This is a genomic window from Paenibacillus sp. FSL R5-0407 (assembly GCF_038009185.1).
Lineage (GTDB): Bacteria > Bacillota > Bacilli > Paenibacillales > Paenibacillaceae > Fontibacillus > Fontibacillus vini.
Genome location: NZ_JBBPAX010000001.1, coordinates 3,723,545 through 3,744,366 on the forward strand (window position 1 = coordinate 3,723,545; position 20,822 = coordinate 3,744,366).

The 20,822-nt window shown below is 46.7% G+C and carries 13 protein-coding genes and 1 pseudogene; 3 read left to right on the forward strand and 11 right to left on the reverse strand.

From position 1 onward, the window contains the following. Nucleotides 1-68 precede the first annotated feature (68 nt). From NYE70_RS17675 to NYE70_RS17705, 7 genes are all read right to left on the reverse strand, one after another. Entirely contained in the window at nucleotides 69-452 is a 384-nt protein-coding gene (locus NYE70_RS17675) for a hypothetical protein (protein WP_341047198.1), read from the reverse strand. A 271-nt stretch (nucleotides 453-723) separates the two neighbouring features. Then, nucleotides 724-1,146 carry a DoxX family protein gene (locus NYE70_RS17680; protein WP_341047199.1) on the reverse strand — a complete coding sequence of 141 codons (423 nt, stop codon included), beginning with the start codon at nucleotides 1,144-1,146 and terminating at the stop codon, nucleotides 724-726. A gap of 181 nt (nucleotides 1,147-1,327) precedes the next feature. Continuing rightward, nucleotides 1,328-1,732 (reverse strand): VOC family protein, encoded by a 405-nt coding sequence (locus tag NYE70_RS17685; RefSeq protein ID WP_290406443.1) that lies wholly within the window; start codon nucleotides 1,730-1,732, stop codon nucleotides 1,328-1,330. 140 nt (nucleotides 1,733-1,872) lie between these two features. Further along, nucleotides 1,873-3,417: a tetratricopeptide repeat protein gene (locus tag NYE70_RS17690; RefSeq protein WP_290406442.1), complete on the reverse strand. Its 1,545-nt coding sequence runs from the start codon at nucleotides 3,415-3,417 to the stop codon at nucleotides 1,873-1,875. Next, nucleotides 3,418-3,780: a nucleotide excision repair endonuclease gene (locus tag NYE70_RS17695; RefSeq protein ID WP_290406441.1), complete on the reverse strand. Its 363-nt coding sequence runs from the start codon at nucleotides 3,778-3,780 to the stop codon at nucleotides 3,418-3,420. 176 nt (nucleotides 3,781-3,956) lie between these two features. Further along, nucleotides 3,957-7,439, reverse strand: coding sequence for a stalk domain-containing protein (locus tag NYE70_RS17700; RefSeq protein WP_341047201.1), 3,483 nt, complete (start codon nucleotides 7,437-7,439; stop codon nucleotides 3,957-3,959). 237 nt (nucleotides 7,440-7,676) lie between these two features. Beyond that, nucleotides 7,677-11,981 carry an AAA family ATPase gene (locus NYE70_RS17705; RefSeq protein ID WP_341047202.1) on the reverse strand — a complete coding sequence of 1,435 codons (4,305 nt, stop codon included), beginning with the start codon at nucleotides 11,979-11,981 and terminating at the stop codon, nucleotides 7,677-7,679. Nucleotides 11,982-12,321: 340 nt separating this feature from the next. Between NYE70_RS17705 and NYE70_RS17710 the strand changes: the two genes are divergently transcribed. Then, entirely contained in the window at nucleotides 12,322-12,678 is a 357-nt protein-coding gene (locus NYE70_RS17710) for a DUF4190 domain-containing protein (RefSeq protein WP_290406438.1), read from the forward strand. Nucleotides 12,679-12,765: 87 nt separating this feature from the next. Here NYE70_RS17710 and NYE70_RS17715 read toward each other — a convergent pair whose 3' ends face one another. Next, nucleotides 12,766-13,485, reverse strand: coding sequence for a formylglycine-generating enzyme family protein (locus tag NYE70_RS17715; RefSeq protein WP_341047203.1), 720 nt, complete (start codon nucleotides 13,483-13,485; stop codon nucleotides 12,766-12,768). Between the two features lie 482 nt (nucleotides 13,486-13,967). Here NYE70_RS17715 and NYE70_RS17720 point away from each other — a divergent pair, with 482 nt between their 5' ends. Further along, the gene (locus NYE70_RS17720; protein ID WP_341047205.1) at nucleotides 13,968-17,543 is read left to right on the forward strand and encodes an S-layer homology domain-containing protein; all 3,576 of its coding nucleotides are present in this window, start codon (nucleotides 13,968-13,970) and stop codon (nucleotides 17,541-17,543) included. A 314-nt stretch (nucleotides 17,544-17,857) separates the two neighbouring features. After that, entirely contained in the window at nucleotides 17,858-19,048 is a 1,191-nt protein-coding gene (locus NYE70_RS17725) for a coenzyme F420-0:L-glutamate ligase (RefSeq protein WP_290406436.1), read from the forward strand. Nucleotides 19,049-19,142: 94 nt separating this feature from the next. On the opposite strand, the pseudogene NYE70_RS17730 reads toward NYE70_RS17725, so the two are convergent. The 3 genes and pseudogenes from NYE70_RS17730 to NYE70_RS17740 all read right to left on the reverse strand — a co-directional run. Beyond that, nucleotides 19,143-19,373 (reverse strand): annotated as a pseudogene (locus NYE70_RS17730) (SDR family oxidoreductase); the annotation flags it as partial. 41 nt (nucleotides 19,374-19,414) lie between these two features. After that, a complete protein-coding gene (locus NYE70_RS17735; RefSeq protein WP_290406435.1) occupies nucleotides 19,415-19,828 on the reverse strand; it encodes a VOC family protein in 414 nt (137 codons plus the stop codon). A gap of 23 nt (nucleotides 19,829-19,851) precedes the next feature. Continuing rightward, a complete protein-coding gene (locus NYE70_RS17740) occupies nucleotides 19,852-20,790 on the reverse strand; it encodes a VanZ family protein (protein ID WP_290406434.1) in 939 nt (312 codons plus the stop codon). Between the last annotated feature and the right edge of the window lie 32 nt (nucleotides 20,791-20,822).

Consider the following 20,822-nt stretch of genomic DNA (forward strand, 5'->3'; position numbering starts at 1 on the left):
AAACACAAACATTTGTTCTTGATCTGGAAAATACGTACAAATAATACTTACCAAGCGAAAGTCATTGTCTATTTTAGTGCAATCCCGTACCAGTTATCCTTCAGCTTATCCAACACGTACTCCATATGCTCACTGTCATAATCATTTACGAGTATATCGCGACTCTCGCAATACACAATGTGGTAAGGGTCCCCATAAGCGCTTTCCCAGTCGAACAAAAATTGAATCAGGCTCTCTCCACCTTGTTTACTGTACCGCAGAATACTCAGTTTGCCTTCAGACAATACATCAAGCTCCCGGATTTTGTTTTGCAGGCTTGGGTTCACAACCTCGTCGAAAGAATCTATTGAAGCATTGCCACCGGTGTTGTAGAGTATTGTAACCCCTGTATCACCTGCTTCCTCCTGCTTGTTCATCAGAAGCTCTGTCTCGTCTTTCACAGCTTCAAACAACTCGTGATGCTACTTGAAAATATCATATTTCGCCCTGTAATACATATCGCTAAACACGTATCCTGCCGCCACAACCAATACTACAACGGCAAGACCTATAAAAATTTTTTTGAAGCTCATGAAATTCACCTGCCTAAACTTACTGGATTATGTAATGAACGATACCTACTTTCCGTTAAAACGATCATAGTGCTGAAGCGTGAACCAATCAACTCTTACGAGTCTTAAGGCACCCGGCCGGGTGCCTTCTTTGTATAAATTCTCAATCCTATTAGAGCCTGCGGCTTTTCGGACGCAACGCCCAGGAGGCCATGCCAAGCGCGGCATAGAAAAGCGGAAGAATGATATTGAATCCGTAGTCGCCGTAATCGTTAGCGAATGCATGAGATAAAGCCGCCCCCGTCATTAGAAAAAAGATACCGCTATACGCCCATTCCTTAAGCCGTGGTAAGCCTGGCATTACGATCGCAATGACTCCAAGCAACTTCCAAGCTCCAAGAATGTTTGTGATATATAACGGGAAACCAATATCGGTCACTAGATCGACATTACCCCCATATCGCATCAGTTGCCCGATACCGCTTAATGTAATTGAGAATGCGAGTATAATGGTGACCGTCCAATAGGCAGCCAACCTTCCAACAGGGCGGGAATCTACTTTCGCGTTTTTTTCATGTGCTATAGTCGTACTCATTTTCATTCCTCCTATTATTTGATTTGGTCAAATGCTTTTTCCTATTTGATGTGTTTATAATAAACATTAATCATGTCAAATTATGATACTGTTTAGGAAACTAATTACAATTCAAATCGATCAGTGCGCAACGGGTCTATCGGCAAAAAAAAGAAGCACGTTCTAGCGTGCTTCTTGCCCGTCAATTTCTATCTTTAAAACGTTTAATCGCATCCTCGGTCACCGGCTCGAAGAGGTTAAGAAGATTACCGTCAGGATCACGGAACAGCATAGAACGGTTCCCCCACGGCATCGTGGTCGGTTCCATGACCCAATCATCGACAAACGACTTCAAGCGCACATATTCGGCCTCGACATCGTCGACGCGGAACTCCATGATGACAGTGTGATTGTTACCCCCAACTACGGAACCGGCACCGAATAGCTGCGCTGTCTGGGAGTGGCCGATGGCAAGTGTGCATGAGGGCACAATGAATTCGGCAAATACGGGCGCGGGCCGCTCCGCCGTAACCCCCATGACTTTCTCATAGAACTCGACGAGACGGTCCACGTCGTCAGTAATAATGCGTACAGAAGCGAAATTCACAAGATATCATCCTTCCTAGTAATAACAGGTTTGGCGTGTCATATTTACATGTCCAATTATAAAAAAGCGCTACTGACAACGTTATGTCAGTAGCGCTTTAAAGTTTTTCTGTCGTGATTTTAGGCTGTAAGTTACCCGTATCAGTAGCTCAATAGCGCTAATGCCTCTTCGTTTTCAGGCTCAAGTTCCAACAACTTTTGTAAGTACCTCTTGGCGTCTTCAACTAAGTCTAACTCGAAACAGCAAATGGCTAGACAATAAAATACAGTAGATACGACCTCGTCTTGCTCTTCGTGTACCGAAATCTCCAAATAATATTTGGAGTGTTCGTACATGTCCATCTCAAATAGGATCAATCCGGCATCAAGTGCCAGATCATATCGCTGCTCCATGACGTAGTACGATGACCACATCAGTTGAATGCCTCTAAGCAAATCCTGCTTTTCGTCTTCATTTGATTCAGGCAACAGGTTGGAAATCCGCTTCGTACTCTGAATGAAAAATTCCGCATCATAGCCGCCCAAACGCCAAAAGCTTAAGATTTGCTGCAACCCCATACTATCCAGATTGCGGTCCACCCACCATTTCATACTAAAAAAATCATCAGGACCAAAGCGTTCAATACAACGACGGTAAGCTAATCGCAGATTGTGATAATCCATTGGTTTATCCAAATGGAGAATACAACCCACATTAATATTTTTATAATGATGCGGAGGGAATAACGCCGCAGCTCCTTTTTGTTCATAGACATAATTCATCGCATGGTAGTTTGCCGTTAGTGAAAAGCTTCCATGTAAGATCAACTCGGGGGGTTCTGCAAATTTCCAGCTATCCAGCAAGTGATCTCCTTTGTCTGCGGTTATCAATACAAATCCACACTGGGATAACCGATTCAAATGCTCTAGACAAGCGATACCCGCAGCAGGAAATAAAATATGCGAGTCTTCTAGTTGTTCCTGATAAAGGGAAATTACATTGCGGTAAGGATAGGTTTCTTGTTCGTACTCGGGCGCTCGTCGATGCTCATAGCGTAAAGTGATTTGATCTAACCAATCTGCTGGTTTAAGTGAATCATGACGTTCGGATTGTTCAACGTAAACATCCGTTTCATAAACTTTCCCATCGCCAATGTAAATCAATTCTTGCGGTATGCTATCGAAGAAGTAGTTGGCCACAAGAATTAACGGTTGTTTTAAATCTCCTTCACGAATCGTTGTGCCTGATACAATGAGGTTCAGCACGGAATCATGCACCGCATCAAATCGCGCAAAGTCCAGTAACTCTTCGGCAATAAACTTTTGAAACGCAGGATGCTCCTTCCATGCCATAACATTGTCCATGGCCAAATCCGTCATGATATAGCGGAACGAAGGCAGTGGGATCCCGGCGTAGTCTATTAACTGACACAATTCGTGTAACAAATGGAAAGCAAACCGTCCCGCTCCTGCCCCAAGCTCCACAATATACACTGGCTCAGAGCCATGTCCCCTATTCGCTCGATCCTGTAGAAGCCCAAAGATCATTTCTGCATAGGCAGCAGCGATCATGGGATTACTCGTTATATATTGGGGAACTTGGTCATTATTCCAGGCCTTCGTGCCCTTCTCTTCATAATATTCACGCTGGACTTTCCAGATCGGTGCTTCACTGAAACGGTAACGTTGTTTAGGATTGCTTGTCATTTAGACCTGCCTAAAAAATACTTTGTCTTCGTTATATTTGGCCTTGCCTTCATTAATGATATACGTTTCATAAATTTCTCTGTGGACAGGATCTTCCACGATACAAACTTCGATTTTCGTCACTTCGTCTCTATGCATTCTGATCGGGGATACGGAATCCTCAAAGTGTTTCTTTATTCTCGGTCTTAGCTTTCTGGCTTTTCCGACGAACAACAATTCATCTTTATCGTTGTAAAACATGAAAATCCCACCTAACTCTCTAGTGATCAGGTGAAATTCGGTGAAGCCGTAAATGTTGCTTTCTTGAGGATCAACCTTTTTGGTAATAGTGACATTAGGGGTGGGAATGATGATATTGATCATAATAGTTACTTCCTTTGCCTTATTAGATTGTGTACGGTGCTCGTACACCGAGCTTACTACATGGTATCATTATACCCAACTTTTTACGATTCTCGCTTCACGGATATAGGTGCTCCATGAGCGTATATGGCAAGAGGGCACCCGAAGGGGTGCCCTTTAATAGCCGCTAGTGAATGTTAGGACGTAGGATCAGAGTCAATGGGCAGTGGGTTTGTCCTTACCGAATAGTCGCCGAACGCCTGGATCTCTTCGTCACCGTTCAGTGCGATTACCCGGAAGTTATAAACCGTATCCGGCTCAAGATTCTCAAGTACAATAGAATAGTTATCGACGGAATCGATCAGTTCGCCATTCATATAAACTTGATATGTTACCTCTTCTTCCCCATACTCATCCCAGTAGAGTCCAATGAAATCGGACGTGACTTCAGCCCTCAACTCTTGGATTTCTCCATAGTACGCGACACGGAAGGAAGTTTCAGTTACTCCGCCTGTTCCATCATCAGCCGTAATATGAATGTCCGAAGAACCCTTCCCGGTCGGCCTAATGATCAGCATAGCTTCCTCCACAACTGCCTCCGCAACTGCCTCATCACTCGAACGGACGGTAAAGGTTAACTCGTCTCCATCCGCATCATGGAACACCTTACTTAAATTGAATTCGTAAGGAAGATCAACGTTCACCATGATATCGGATATACGCTCAACCACCGCTGGGGCAGTATTGGTCGGTGTTGTCGGTGTTGTCGGTGTTGTCGGTGTTGTTGGTGTTGTTGGTGTTGTTGGTGTTGTTGGTGTTGTTGGTGTTGTTGGTGTTGTCGGTGTTGTCGGTGTTGTCGGTGTTGATGGTGTTGATGGTGTTGACGGTGAAGGAGCTGGTGCTGGCGCCGGACTCGGTGCCGGCGATTGTCGTGCTTGCTCCTGCTGAAGCCTTCTCTGCTCTAGAGCCTTTTGCTGCTCCTCGAAATTTTGCTTTTCAGCATCCGATAGACTTTGTTTATACGCTTCTTCTGCCTTCTTAGCAGCTTCTTCCTGTCTCTTTTTATTTTCCTGCTCGATCCGTTTTCTTTCCGCTTCCAGCTTGGCGATCAGGGATTGTTTTTGCTCGGCTAATTGACGCTCCTTGTTTTGCTCTTCCACTCGCCTTTTTTGTTCTTCTGCTAATTTTTTCTGCATTTCCTGCTCCAGCTTCTCCTCATCCGACAATTGAAGCGGCTGGATATTATTTAAATCAATCTTTTTACCGGATTGTTTATTGTACTCATCGATAAGTGCCTGCAATGGGCCTGATTCGATCTTTTTCTGATCAAGAGCCTGGCTTAAAATATTCGCAATCAGATTATCTAAGTTATTCTGGTATCGTTCCAGATCATCTTGAGTCAAGCCACCCGAATTTTCGCCAGACATAGTGCCGGTAATTTCGTTGCGCATTTTCTCCAACATTTCCGCATTTTCCTGATCTATTTTCTGCTTAGCCTTTAATAAGGCTTCGATGACAGCCGGTGAGGCTTGATTAACGAAATCAGCCGGGTCAACTATAGCTGGCAGATTTGGCATTGTCGAATCTGGTCCCGGGAAAAGGTTCACCTGCTGCGCAGGATATACAAGTGCCGGATTCTGACTGGATCCGTTACCGCTTGCCTGGACCAGGCCGCTGTTCACCGAAAGCGTCGGCAACCCCGTAACCGGATCGATGCTCACCATAAAATTTGTGCCGCGAACATTAGTCACAGCCGTCGGCGTCAGAATGTTGAAGGTATCCTTGGCATTTACCAGCGAGGACACATTGGCCGAAGCCAGCCCGCTCCATAACATAAAGCTCGTGTGCTTGATATGAGAGGTATTACTGGAACTCAAATTTGAAATATACAGCTTCGAGTTTTCACTAAGCGTAATTTCATCCTCACGGTCGGCTGTTTTGATGATCGCAGACGTATTCTTTTCCGTGACAATATGATCCCCTTGGTGAAGCTTCATCCCATTGTAGGCCCGATAAGTCAATGAACCTCCCGCCTGATTGATCCAGACCGTTCCTTTAATCTGATCCAGCACCGCCACGCGCGAATTGCGATTTACGGCAGGCAACTTATCGACAGCTTCCTCAATTTCACGCAGAATAACGGTTTTCGTAGAGAGGTCCCATTGCACATCCGCTCCGAATACTTCGCTGAACAATCTGACCGGAACGTAGATACGGCCATCTTTTGTATAAGGCGCTGCCTCAATCACCTGTTGCTCTTCCGTATCCTCTGCGGCATTCCGGATCGATACCAGTTCACTTTCCAGTTGCAGTTGGATGCTTACCTCGCCCTTCGTCAATTCAATGGTACGCTGGTTATCCGACAATCCAACCTTGTAGCCCAATTTTTCGCTTAAGGCTCTCAAAGGTACCATCGTATGACCCTTTACCACCTCGGGCTGTACGTCAAAGCTGATTACCGAGTCATCCACCGCCACCTTCACCTGCTCGTTGCGGGGCAGATTGGATGGAAGCCGGTAATATTCAAGCTCGCGGATTTTATTGTTGTAACTGTCCGCAATGAGCAGACTACCGCTTGGCAGCACCGCTACATCGGCAGGATTGTGAAGCAGGTTGTGACCGTTGATGCCATCTACTTGACCAAACTGCGCAGGCACACCGGCAATTGTACTCACATATCCATCCACAAGATAACGGATCGTTTGGTTCAAGCTATCGGCGATCACCAGTCCATTCTCTTCCGTTACAGCAATTCCCTTAGGAAACAGAAAACGCGATTCTGAACTTGATCCATCCGCATACCCGCCTTCGGCATACAGGCTTCCATTCGCATATACAGGTCTCTCCCCCGGGGCCAAGCCCGCTGCGGTTGTAACCATACCTTTGGCCAGGTCAATATAGCGAATCACGTGATTCCCTGTATCGCTTACATATAGATTGCCTTTATGGTCAATTGCAATGCTGGTAGGCTCATTAAACCGGGATGCCGACAATTCACCATCCGCATAGTCCCCTGCAGGAACCACATAGCCGGCTTCAACCTCTATCACGCGGTCAGACGGAGCGTTAAGCGTGGTCACTTGCCCATCTGGCGTGATTTGACGGATCAAATGATTTAGCGTATCCGCAACATACAGCGTTCCATCTGCAGCAACAGCCACATCCTGAGGATGGTGGAATCTCGCTCCTGCACCTAAGCCGTTCTCATCGCCGATGATGCCATCACCGGCAACCGTGGTAACCATTCCGTCTTTAGATATTTTCCGTATCCGGTGATTGTCCGAATCCGCTATGTAGATGTTGCCATTCGTGTCTATATCTATGCCCGAAGGACCGTTAAATACGGCATCCTGCTTAGACCCGTCCTGCCAAGCTCCCTCAGGAGTGACGTTGTCTTCATCAAGCACTAAACCTGCATAAGTAGTGACTTCTCCATTCTTTACTTGACGAATGAGATGATTTTGAGTGTCCGCCACAAGCACGGAACCATCTTTTAAGACAGCGATTCCTTGAGGTGTACGGAAAGAAGCCTTTGATGCCGCTCCATCCCAATCGTCAAAATTACCGCTTCCCGCAAAATTCGATACCCTTGAAAGAGCTTTCTGGCGGCGACCCCGGGACGGTTCGTCTTGAATTCCAGCAGCCCCTGCAGCAGTGCCTCCAATTAAAGTCATAATCATAACAACGATTAACAAACGACTAAACATGTTCCTCATATAGTTCCCCTTTCACCTCATCAGTTAGGCTTATCTCCTTACTAGATCCCCCTATCATTCGACACTATCTAGACATAATAATCGAATCCTAAGTGATTTAAGTCCTACTAAAGTAGTATTCAGGAAAAAAAGATAGACCCAGCATGGGAGATTCACCCTAAAACAAGGAAGCGGCCCCTATAAGGCTCACTCCCTTGTTTGTCACTCTATCAATCCTAGCTCTCTCGCTAGTACGACGGCTTGCCCTCTCCGCTTTACGCCCAACTTGCTGATGATTCTGGATACATGCGTCTTGACCGTTGTTTCAGCTATGCCGAGTAGATCAGCAATTTCCCGGTTCGATAATCCTTCCGTGATCGCCATTAAAATCTCATACTCTCGTTCGGTCAGCGGATCGGTCAACTCCCTTTGGTCGGCTGTTGAGACAGAAGTAGGGGCCGCTTCCTCGGTACCTGCCATTTTGGCGCCCCCAGCCTCATTTTCCAGCAGTTTGACATAAATGATGCGCGTCGCTGCAAGCTCCAACACCTTTACATCCCGCTCCGTAAACACACCCGGCAAATGCCGGTTTTCCAAGTAGAGCAAATAGGAAGTCCGCTCACCCGGAACTGCTACCGGCATACACAAGATCGATCGGAGCTGTTGTGCTTCAATATAGGGATCCTTGATCCAGAAACCCCGGATTGCATCATCGAGAACAAGCGGCTCACCCGTCATTGCCGTATGGCACAGGACGCTCTCTGCATACATTTCCAATGCCGCTTCCTTCCCTTGTATTTCCAACCCATTCGCTTCAATAGCGAACCCATCTTCTCGGTGACTCAACAAGAGGACTCGATCGGCTCCTGTTTGTTGAAGCGTCGCTTCTATAAGACTTGTCGTCCAGCTAGCCTGCTTGGGCTTGCCGGGTCCGTCGACGAGTTGCCGCAAAAGCTCGTATTCGCTTTCGCTCACTGCTTCTATATTTTCCGCTTGAGCGTTTTGCCGGAGCAAATCCATGCGCGTACGATCGCTTTTAATTTCCTTTCCCAAGGCTGGCCTTTCCTGCTGCGTAGAAACCCGATCCACCATCTCGTTATGTTGGATTCTGTTTCCGGTTACCTTGGAGGTTATGCCCCATTCGGCGTAAGCAGCGCTGGCATCCACCAAGGCGATCGCGGCTCCGGTCCGGCTGAATAGATCGTCTCTATAGCAGACTGCAAGCCGTTCGCAAGCGATCCCTTCCATTAATGCATACTTTTCAGCCTTCGCCTGCCCGATCGCAGCCATATACCCGGGTACCGCAAGCATCGGATTCCCGGCAATGCGTTCCACTTCCGCCTTCATCAGGAGATACGCCGAGGACGTATTGCCAAGAAATCCTTGCCAACTTCTCATTCTCCGCAATTGAAGGCGAAGAGTCCGCCTTATCTGCTTGCGCTCCTCCTCATCCTTCTCAAAGAATACAGCAGCTAAAGTCAAACTCTCATAGAAGCGTTGCTTTCGGATTCTCGTCCGGTCCAGTGGCAGTTCGTTAGTCCTTCCCTGCTTCGCCCAGTACAACGCTTCCCGATAATTGCCTGACAAGTAGGCGACTTCTAGCCTGCAACCACAGCTATAATTGTCTCCTTCCCTTGGTTCCAAATCGATACTGGACGGAGCCTGCGCAATAGCGATGAAGCTCTTTATCCGGGAACCGTCTTGCAGCGCCTTTAGATAGCTTCCTGCGATCCGCACCATCTCCATCGTCGTGTCGTTGGCGTTCTGACGCATATTCTCCTCGAAGTAATGTAGCAACTCCTTCAAAGCATACAGGTCTCCGTTATGCGTCACGAGACAGGTAATCAGGGCCAGGTTGGCAAAGTCCTTCTCCCCGGCTTCCAATCCTTGGCGCATCGACTTGTACAGCATGACTGAAGCTTCCGAGGGCTTGTCCAGTTGCTTGGACATGCCACCCACGAAAGTAGACAAATGCTGATTTCTGAACTTGGAGGTATCGGCCATTTGCTTAAACACCCGTTCGGCAATCGGAGGTGCTTGAACATAGCTCGGAAGCACCCTCTGCATGATCAGTTCGTATTCGCTGATCATGACGGCCAGTGACTCGTTTATCCCTTTACGGAGCCCGTAACGAATAAACCGCGCATACAGTTCAAGCAACGCTCCCGAGTCATGCATGAGCAGCGGAAAGAAAAGCTGCACCAACAGTAGACTTAACTCCGCATACTCCTGATCGGGAGGATCGGACAACCGATAAGGCTTGTTACGTTTTCGATACAACAGGATCCCTGTCCGCAAGACTTCCTTGGCGATAGACAACAGGGAACTCTTCTCCCGGAGCTTCCATCCGTAAGCCGCCAGAGCCTCTTTTCCGAATTGGATTGCCTTTTCGTTGTCCACAAACGCATGAAATTGAATTAAAGGTGACCATATGCGCGAACGCTCCGTTCGGCTCATCCACCCGCTGTTCTTGTTCAAATCCGACAAGATCCCTCTCGCTTGTTCAGAATGTCCGTCCATGTACTCCGTCCATGCCAAAACCAACCGCAGTTCAACATGGAGTTCTCCCGCCTCGAACTCCGCCGACAGACGAAGCCCGTTTTCGGCATACTCTTTCCCTTTTGCATACCGCCCTTCTGCCAATGCCTTCTTCCCCGCTTCAAGATTATGCTCAGCCAGTTGACGCACCTCATGCGTCGGCAGAATCGACGAGGCCAGATTCAAATGATCGATCGCCGTTACGATCAGATCATCTCCCCATTCCGGAGGACGGCGTTGTAGCAATTGACCTATCTTTCGGTGCCGATGCGCGTTACGTTCCGAGTCGATACCATAAACCATTTGGTGAACGGACTCATTTACGAACAAGTAGAATCTATCCTGTTCGTCCCCATGCTCCGCTTCATCCTCGCGACAGATGAGTCCTTCCACCTCCGCCTCTTGAAGCTTATGGAATGCGGCATCCGGCGACATGTCGCACGCTTCTGCAAGAATCGATAAGCGAAAAACCGGCCCCATCGCGGCAGCCATGACCAGAAGCTCCTTCATGTCGTCCGGGAGCCTGTTGAGGCTTGTCTCCATCAGGCGAAGATTAGCTTTCAGGTCGCCTATTTGCCGGGTTACTTCCGGATCCCAGGACCACTTACGCCGTTTCTCGTCAAAGCCGAGTCTTTTCTCTTGCAGCCAGCTTTCCAGCAAGAGACGTACGGCCCTGGGATTACCTCCGGTTTGATCGTAAACCGACCTTGCCAGAAGACGAATACGGGCGGACTTTTCATGCAAGGCATCAGAGACATATTGGCTCACGTCTTCATAAGTCAGCGGCAGAAGGGCTACTTGTTCCTCGGGATTCTTAGTCCATCTCTCGGATAGCCAGGAAGCCGCCGGAGCTTGGTCCGGGTCTGGTTCACCGAAACCGGAAGCGCCTCCCTCTTCCGTCCGGCAAGCTCCAATCAGGAACAATCCGGGTACCGCGCGCTCCAGCACTAGCGATCGAATCACATTGTGCGTTCCGGGATCGGCCCATTCCAAGTTATCAATATACAAGACAAGTGGGGGGCTGCATTCGGCCATACAACGAATCAATTCCGGCAGGCGCTCTCCCCAATGCTCCCAGCTCCTCTTGTCGTTGAGGGCTGTCGACGGCTCCATCTCATCCTCGAACAGCGGCTTTGCCTCGGGCAAAAAGGATACAATCTCCTGCGCTGCTCGTCCAAACTTGGCCTGCAACGTCATCCTTAGTTGTGAAATGATATTGGCCGGCTCGCTCCACAACTGATGCACCCATTGCCGCATGGCTTGAAGAATCGGCTCATATGGTGTATCTTGCTGGAGGGCTTCTGCCTTTCCCTCTACAAAACTGCCGCCACGCCGGACGACGCTTAATTGAAGTCTACGAACGAGCGCCGTTTTGCCGACTCCCTCCTGCCCCGTCACCCATAAAAATACACTATTACCTTGAGCAACCTGCTCAAGCCCGGCTTCCATCCGTTCTACTGCAGCGCTTCGCCCGTACCAGGCATCGGATACACCCAGCGAACGGATTTTGTCTAAGCGACCCAATTCAAATGACACGAGCCATCCGCTGCTTTTCAGCATTTCCCGACACGTTTTCAGGTCATCTAGTAACCCGTATGCGGTTTGGTAACGGTCCTCCGGAGATTTGGACAGCAGCTTCATCAATATGGCCTGGAGCGGTCCGTCTTCTTCCTGCCGAGTGTCGGACAGCGGCCGAGGCGTTCTGCGAATATGCGCAGAGCTCCAATCTTCACCGTCTTCAGGAAGAAAAGGCAATTGGCCGGACAGCAGTTCATAAAGAATGACACCTAATACGTAGAGATCACTTCGTTCATCCGGTACACCATGGATCCGACCCGATTGTTCGGGAGACTTGTAAGCCGGATGCCCTTCTCCGATCTCCGTTATGTATGCTTTCTTTTCTTCACATTGAATAATGACGTTGAAGGGGCTTAAGCATCCAATCAACGCACTTTGTTGATGTTCGTGGAGCACCATTTCCGACAACATAATGGAGAGTTCAATGAAACTTTTCAGCTCTAGGGGATGGCTAGTTATAAAGTCTTTTACTTTTCTATCACTGCTAATGATTATACACACCTGTCTAATTGTATTCTCAGCTCAAGTTATAGATGGTTTGAAGGCTACTAACTCTCCCTTGGCAGGTAATATAAATATCCATTTATTATTTAAATTTTAATCTCTCATATCTTCCGAGTCCAACACTTTTGTAATCAACAGTATAGGGAGACTCGATTCGGCAAAAATTATTAATTTACGAGATAGATTTACAATAATTTACTATGGAAAGTATAATAGGAATAATGACTCACTAATAGGGGGATATTCCTTGGATAACAATTACAAAGAGCCGCAATACGGGTTTTCTCCGCAACCCCAATCTTACGTTCCGCCACAGGCGAAGACGAGTGGCAAAGCAATTACCTCCTTAATACTAGGTATTATATCCTTAATTACTTTACCAATAGGAGGAATCATAGTTCTTGGAATTGTTGGCTTGTTCAGCGGTATCCTTGCGATTGTGTTCTCGTCTTTATCGTTTAAAGAAATCAAGCGAGTACAGGCGCGAGGACGCGGTATGGCAATTGCAGGATTGGTATGCGGAATTGTCTCGACGTCTGTGAATGTGCTTGCCTTTGTTATCTCGTTTGTGATTGGCTTCATGAGTGCTATGAATAATGTGTAGACATAACAAAACCGCTTTCCCAAAACTGGAACGCGGTCAGAATGTTTAGAAAAGCTAAGGAAGGTACGATCCGTCGATGTCGTGTTCTCAAGGTTTTGTAAGTGCTATTCTAAAACCAAGGTCATCTATCTTGAAATCAGGCATGCTTTTCCTTCTAATCGTTGAACCACAATTATTCTCGACCTCAGCCCAGCTACCTCCACGGAAGACCCTATAGTTCCCATATCGATTGGCATCATATAAATCCCAGCACCATTCCCACACATTCCCGATCATATCGTAAAGCCCCCAGGGATTAGGAAGCAGCTTTCCGACTTGTTGAGCTGATCCATTGGAGTTTTCCTGATACCAGGCGATTTGATCAATTGTAGCATACCGATATCCCTTGGTTCCCGCTTTACATGCATACTGCCATTCAGCGTCTGATAGTAATCGAAAGCCATTCGCCTCGTTGTTATATATCGTGTTCTCACTTTCACTGGTGATTGTGTAGCATTCAGTCCTGCCAAGCATTCTGGACAATTCGTTACAAAAGACAAGCGAATCTATCCATGAAACTTCCGTAATTGGGAGGTTACGCGCATTTGGTCCTACTTCGTCTTCGGTCATTACAAAATGATACAAATGCTGAGTTACCGGATACTTCATTACATAGAAAGGTTCGATCGTTTCCATCCATGTAATAACCTTTCTATTACTTCCACTTCCAGGGTCTGATAACGTGTAATCCGAACTAAGCCATTTATTAATATTAATAAAATCGCGTAGTTCAATGGATCCACCCTCTATAGGTACCATCAAATTCATTATGTCTTTTAGAAAACGCTCTCTGTCATTTCCGTACTTTTCGATAATCTTATTCCCCCCCTTCCAATTGCCTCCAATCTATTTCCATTTGCGAACGTATTATCCTGCTTAGTAGCTCTGAAATGCTTCAACAAAAAACTTGCCGTTTCACAAAGCATTACGCCCGCATCATTGGCATTCATTTATTTCTGCCCATTTTGTGCTGCGTACTACTTTAGTATGACTATTATTTGCTGAAATTCCCTTAAGATGTTCAGATGGAAGCGAAGTTCCGTCCACAGGTGAAATGACGGGATGTAGCGGTTGAACGAATATTCTATAAGCGGCCAAATAGTTCTTCACACTTTCTGCGTCCAGGGTAAGGCTTTTGACTGATCAGAGAATGCTACTTCGTTCAACATTAGAATAGAAAGGTTGGTATAAGAACGATGATGAGAAACAGGAGCCATCACAGGAGAACTTTATTTCATATCATACTAGTCATGGTGCTGCTGCTGAACGCAGTCCCGGTTGTTGCCGCAAGTGGAGGGAGCGAATTTACCCCTTGGCTCCCTAATAAAAACTACACTTTTGATCGTCCAGTCGATTCAGCGGTAGATAACGAAGGGAATGTATATATTGCAGATTCAACAAACAATCGGATTGTTAAAGTGGATCGTAATGGAATGTACCTTAACGATTGGGGGGGCTACGGCAGTGGACAAGGCATGTTTGACTTTCCTAGTGGGATCGCAAGTGATAGCAATGGAAATGTTTATGTAGCGGATCGCGGTAATCATCGGATTCAAAAATTTGATTCGAATGGAATTTATCTTACCGAGTGGGGAGCGTATGGCACCGGTAATGGACAGTTCCGCTCTCCGGTTAATTTAGCGATTGACTACAACGGCAATATTTATGTAGCGGATAGGGATAACTATCGAATCCAAATATTGGATTCTGGTGGGAACTTTCTCACCAAATGGGGAAGCATGGGCACTGGAAATGGGCAGTTCAATTTGATCTACGGCATTGCGGTCGACCAGACCGGTAATGTATATACAACAGAGAGTGAGAACCATCGAGTACAAAAATTCACTTCGGACGGTACCTATATTACGCAATGGGGAAGCTTTGGCACCGGAAACGGTCAGTTCAAATATCCCTTTTCAATTGATGTGGACAATAACGGCCATGTTTATGTAACGGATGCCCAAAATAATCGAATTAAGAAGTTTGATTACAATGGCGTCTATATGGACCAATGGGGGAGCTTGGGCACCGGCAGCGGACAATTAAATTTTCCCAATAGTGTAACAATAGCTCCCAGTGGCAACATCTATGTAACAGAAGCTGGGAACAACCGATTGCAAATATTTGATTCGAACGGAGAGTCTCTCGCCGTCCTGAACAGTGTTCGCGCTATTGTCCGGTTTAACGATCCGAGTGGAATTGCGTTCGATAGCAACGGTAGTGTCTATGTAATAGAGGGAGGAAGCCATCGGATCCAAAAATTCGATTCTAGTGGAGCCTATCTCTCTGGTTGGGGCAAAAGAGGAAGTGGGAATGGTCAGTTTGATCTCCCAACCCATATAGCGATTAATAGCGCAGGTCAGGTCTACGTAACGGATACCAGAAACCATCGCATTCAGAAATTTAATGCGGATGGAACCTATACGGGTCAATGGGGAGGACAAGGTTCCGGAGATGGCCAGTTCGTTACCCCTAAAGGCATAGCGGTTAATACGAATGGAGATGTCTATGTGGTGGATAGCGGCAACCACCGTATTCAAAGATTTGATGCCAATGGAAATTATGTAAGTCAATGGGGAATTCAAGGCGGAGGTAATGGCCAGTTCGAGTCTCCATCCGGTATAGCGATCGATAGCAACGATCATATCTATGTGACAGATAGCGGCAATCATCGTATTCAGAAATTTGATCGAGATGGTAGTTTTCTTGGTCAATGGGGGAACTTTGGTCATGATAAGGGTCAATTGAATCAACCTCAAGGCATTGCAATCGACAGCCAGGGTCAGGTCTACGTAGCTGATAGCAATAATGACCGAATTCTGAGCTTCACCGTTGATGGAGCTTATGTTGACCAGTGGGGCAGCACAGGTAATAGAGAAGGCCAGTTTAACAATCCGACAGATATAGCCATTGATCCAAGCGGCAAAGTTTATGCTGTAGATACGGGCAACCAACGGATTCAATGGAAAGTCGCAAAAGTGGATACGCCGACTTCTTATCCGGTCAGTGGGACTAGCATTGCGAATAATAGCGTAGTGACGCTCCATACAGCTACTGCAGGCACAACGATTTATTATACGACTGACGGTACCGTGCCAACGCGCAACAGTGCACGCGGAACAGAAGTTACGATCAACGGGATGCCAGGCGAATCGGTGCATGTGCGAGCTTTTGCCGTGAAGGCGGATATGATGGATAGTTCGCTGTTGAGCGCGACTTACACATTAGCTGCGCCAGCGATTACACCTCCAATTGGATTTTATGATAAAAATGTGGATAGTGCGCAAAATCAAAATTTAGAATTCATGCTGAATTCGAACGGTTATTTGTTGTCGGGTATTCGGAATAACGCAGAGTCCTTAATCAAAGGATTGGATTACGAGCTTACAGGCAACACGGTAATTGTGTATTCGAACTATTTGACGACATTGCCTCTCGGGGAAACAGTGCTTACATTCGATTTTAGTTCCTTATCTTCTCTGTCGTTAACCATTCAAATCAGCGATTCAACACCAGTGCCCGGGGCGCCGCAGCTACAACCAGCGGTTCCTGGCGATAGCCAAGTGAGTCTGGCATGGAGACCTGTAGCGGATGCTGCAAACTATCATATCTATCAAAGCTCGACGCCTTCTGTAAGTGGAACCAAGGTTGCAACGGTGGTCAGTTCTGTATATGACTATACAGCAACAGGGCTGACAAATGGGACAACCTATTACTTCACGATTCAAGGAGAAAATCATCAAGGAACAAGTCCTTTCTCCAATATCATAAGCGCGACGCCATTCACGTTGCCGGATGCGCCTGCTAATGTCGTGGCGGTGGCGGGTGATAGCCAAGCGACGATTACCTTCAATGCCCCGGCGTTTGACGGAGGCAGTCCCATTACCGGGTACGAGGTGATCGCCAATCCTGGCGGATTGACCGCTGTTGCAACGACAAGCCCGTTCACATTCCCTGGCTTAACCAACGGGATAGCTTACACATTCACTGTAAAAGCGATCAATGCTGGAGGCACCGGCACAGAATCGGCACCTTCGAATGCCGTAACGCCAACACCGGCGCCAACACCAACACCAACGCCGACGCCGACTCCAACACCAACGCCGACTCCAACACCGGCACCGGCACCGGCACCAACACCGACACCAACGCCGACGCCAGCACCAACGTCGGAGACAACCAAGCCAGGTATTTTTAAATCAGATATAATCGATTTGGAGAAGTTGACTTCCGCGATAAAAGAGAAGGTTCAATCAGCAGCTTCTGTTCCATCGTTTACGGATATTTCGAACAACTGGGCAATTACTTCAATTAATAAGCTAGTCAAGCTTGATGCGATACAAGGGTTCCCCGATAGAAGCTTTAAACCGAATCAAGTGATTACAAGAGCGGAGTTTGCATCCATGCTGGCAAGATTGCTGGTCATTGATGTTAAACATGCTGGCGAGGCCAAGTTTCCTGATGTACAGCAGCACTGGGCCAAGGATGCGATAGAAGCGTTAGCGTATTATGGAATTGTGACAGGCGATGAGCATGGCAGCTTCAAACCGAATGAGGCGATTACAAGGGAAGACCTTGTTGTCCTGATTGTCAGGTTGTTGAATGTAGAAGCTCTTCCACAATCAGGCAGCGTTGATTTTACCGATTTGACGAGTGCGGGGAACTATGCGACAGAATCGATTGAAGCCGCACTGAGGGCAAGAATCGTAACCGGCTATACGGACCAAACCTTTAAGCCTAAAGGTCTGACAACCCGCGCTGAGACGGCGACGATTCTGATCCGGTTACTGGCGCTGGATGCCTCCCTGAAGGAAATATTGAAGTAGACAGTAAAAAAAGAAGATTCATTTATGAGGCGATCGTATTCCGGTATTCTACCTGGGGACGTTCGCCTGTTTTCGTACGCAGAAGAAGATAATTAGTCCTGAGGTATGAGTAGCAAGGTTTTTCAAGTTAATCTTACTCAAGTAATCGTTTTCAGCATCTTGCACGTACTTACCAACAACGTCATCCGAGGAAACCAGGATATAACAAATATTAATTTCACTTATATTATTTTATAAAGATATAGTAAACTTATATTGTTTGAATATTAGTTATTAATTTTATATAAATGTACTCGATTAGAGGAGCGATTATATTGACAAGAGCAGTTGGTACAATAGTACGTGGGCTTCGCGGTCCAATCATCAACCAAGGAGATCATATCGAACAAATCGTAGTTGATACGGTATTAAATGCGGCAAAAAGTGAAGGATTCTCGATTGAGGATCGTGACATTGTAACCATAACGGAATCCATTGTCGCTCGTGCACAAGGAAACTATGCGTCCATTGACGATATCGCAACAGATATACAAGAAAAATTCGGTGATGACACCGTTGGTGTTATTTTCCCAATTCTTAGCCGGAATCGATTTGCAAACTGCCTGCGGGGAATTGCAAAAGGGGCAAAACGTATAGTCTTAATGTTGAGCTATCCATCGGATGAAGTGGGGAACCACCTGGTAGACATCGACGAACTAGATGCTAAAGGCATAAATCCATGGACGGATGTATTATCTGAAGCCCAGTTCCGTGAACATTTCGGTTATAAAGAGCATACATTTACAGGTGTTGATTACATCGAATACTATAAGTCTCTGATTGAAGCTGAGGGAGTAACTTGCGAGGTTATTTTTTCAAACCATCCAAAAACCATTTTAGACTATACAAAGTCTGTATTAACTTGTGATATTCACTCACGTTTCAGAACCAAACGAATTTTAACAAATAACGGTGCTGAAAAAGTATATGGACTCGATGATATTCTTTCAGAATCCATCAATGGCAGCGGCTTTAATGAAGCTTATGGTCTACTTGGATCAAATAAAGCAACTGAAGACAGTGTGAAGTTATTTCCAAACAACTGCCAACCCGTCGTTGATGGGATTCAGGCGAAAATCAAAGAACTAACAGGTAAGACCGTTGAAGTCATGGTTTATGGCGATGGGGCATTCAAAGATCCTGTCGGGAAGATTTGGGAGCTTGCAGACCCGGTAGTATCACCTGCTTACACTCAAGGACTTAATGGCACGCCAAACGAAGTGAAATTAAAATATTTGGCAGATAACAACTTTTCGCACCTTCGTGGAGAAGAGTTAAAACAAGCTATTTCTGAATACATCCAGAATAAAAATGAAGACTTAGTTGGTGCGATGGAAGCTCAAGGTACTACACCTCGTAGATTAACGGACTTGATCGGATCATTGTCTGATTTGACTTCTGGTAGTGGGGACAAAGGAACACCTATGGTCTATATCCAAGGTTACTTCGATAACTATACAAAATAAGATCAGTAACAAAAAGGGGGTCTTAAACCAAGACATCCTTTTTGTTGCCGTTCGGTACGTTGGCGGATTTACCCGATTGAGCGCCCCGTAGAACTTACAAATGTGAACCGCTGGTTGCGTCAATGAATTGTCCCGTTATCCAGCGGCTACCCGAAGAGGCGAGAAACGCCGTCACATCCGCGATGTCAGACGGTTGTCCAACTCGGCCAAGGGCAGACATGTCATTCGCTTGCTTCTGCCCTTCTGGAGTATGGAGCCAAGGAGCGTTAACATCCGTATCCACAATCCCCGGAAGAACCGGATTTACCCGAACTCCCCAATCTTCAGCATCTCGGCCACCGCTCCTCTCCGGTTAAAGTCTTTTCCCTAGGCATCCCCCGACGAAACAGGGTTAACCGCGAAGAGGGAATGAATGTTGCCTTCAGGGTCTGCAAAGAAGCCCGTAGTATGCCCCCAGGACATGACTTTCGGCGCAGTGATCCCTATCGCTCCTTTTGAAATCAACTCATCATACATCACGTAGACATCCTCAGGAGTATCACATTCAAAATTAAGCTCAAAAGACTGCCCTTTCCGCTCTTCTGCATAAGAAGGATGATCGTTTGTGTTATCCGCCATTAAGGGTGCCGAAAAAATAGCCAGACGAACGCCATCATTTTCAAATTCCGTGTAATTCTCTTCGGTTACGATCACCTTGAACCCCAGCACATCACGATAAAAGCTAGTTAATCCAGGAACGTCCAGCGCCAAAATCGTAATTCCTTCTAATTTTACTCTCATCCCAACCCATCCTCTCCTTAATCTTACTCCCAAGAATATACCATCTCTCTATATCCCACATCCCATAGGGCTTCATCCCCCTCAATAGTTATTGTAAGCTCGTTTCCCTGCTCGATTAAAATGGAGCCCATACCTAGCTCATGGCGCCCGGCTTCGGCAGACGCGGACAACACCTCCCGCCCATCGACGGTAACCTTAATGCTGCCCTGGGAATCCAGATGATCCGGAATGCCATAATTAAAGTAAAGATAAAACTCCTTCTTATTGTCTAGCTTATACGTGAGTGTTTCTTTATTTTTACCTTCACTGCGGTACACATTATATTGAGGTTGTACCTCTTCGCCCCCAATCTTCAGCGGGGCCAGCTCGGTTCCCGTCACTGGAACCCCGGTACCGTCCTCCAATTCGTGGATCGCCACAAAAGGGCCCATTTCCTTCGTGAACACTTGATCAAGGACTCCAAAGACTCCCCATACCCCAATCATCAAGACAATGCCGGATAGGACCGTAACAGCCATATTTCTCAAGTCATTCTTCGTACGAAAACCCAGTTTGTACGCACCGAATCCGACGGCCGCGCCCGTTGAGTTCTGGATGACATCATTGATGTCGAAGCTCCCGAGCAAGGTGAATGCCTGTATGGTCTCCAGCACGAGAATGGATAGGATAAACAACGTCATAAAACGAACAAAGCTCATCCGATATAGCAACGGAATGAGTATACCGAAAGGAATGAAGGCTGCGACATTCCCAAAACCCACCAAATCCATCACCGTAGGGTTCAGAAGATCGGATAAATCCGGCAGCCTAAAAAAACCGTCCGGTAGAAACATAAACGTGTACTCGGAGATTTGATCGGCCTTACCCGCTCTGCCGAAGGCGAAGAATAAAAAGTAAAGAATAAATACGGTATAGAGTATAGTGAGGGTGAACATAACTTTGCGGTGTTTCTTTAAATGCATGGTCTTTCCTCCCATGATGAGACTTTCCTGTT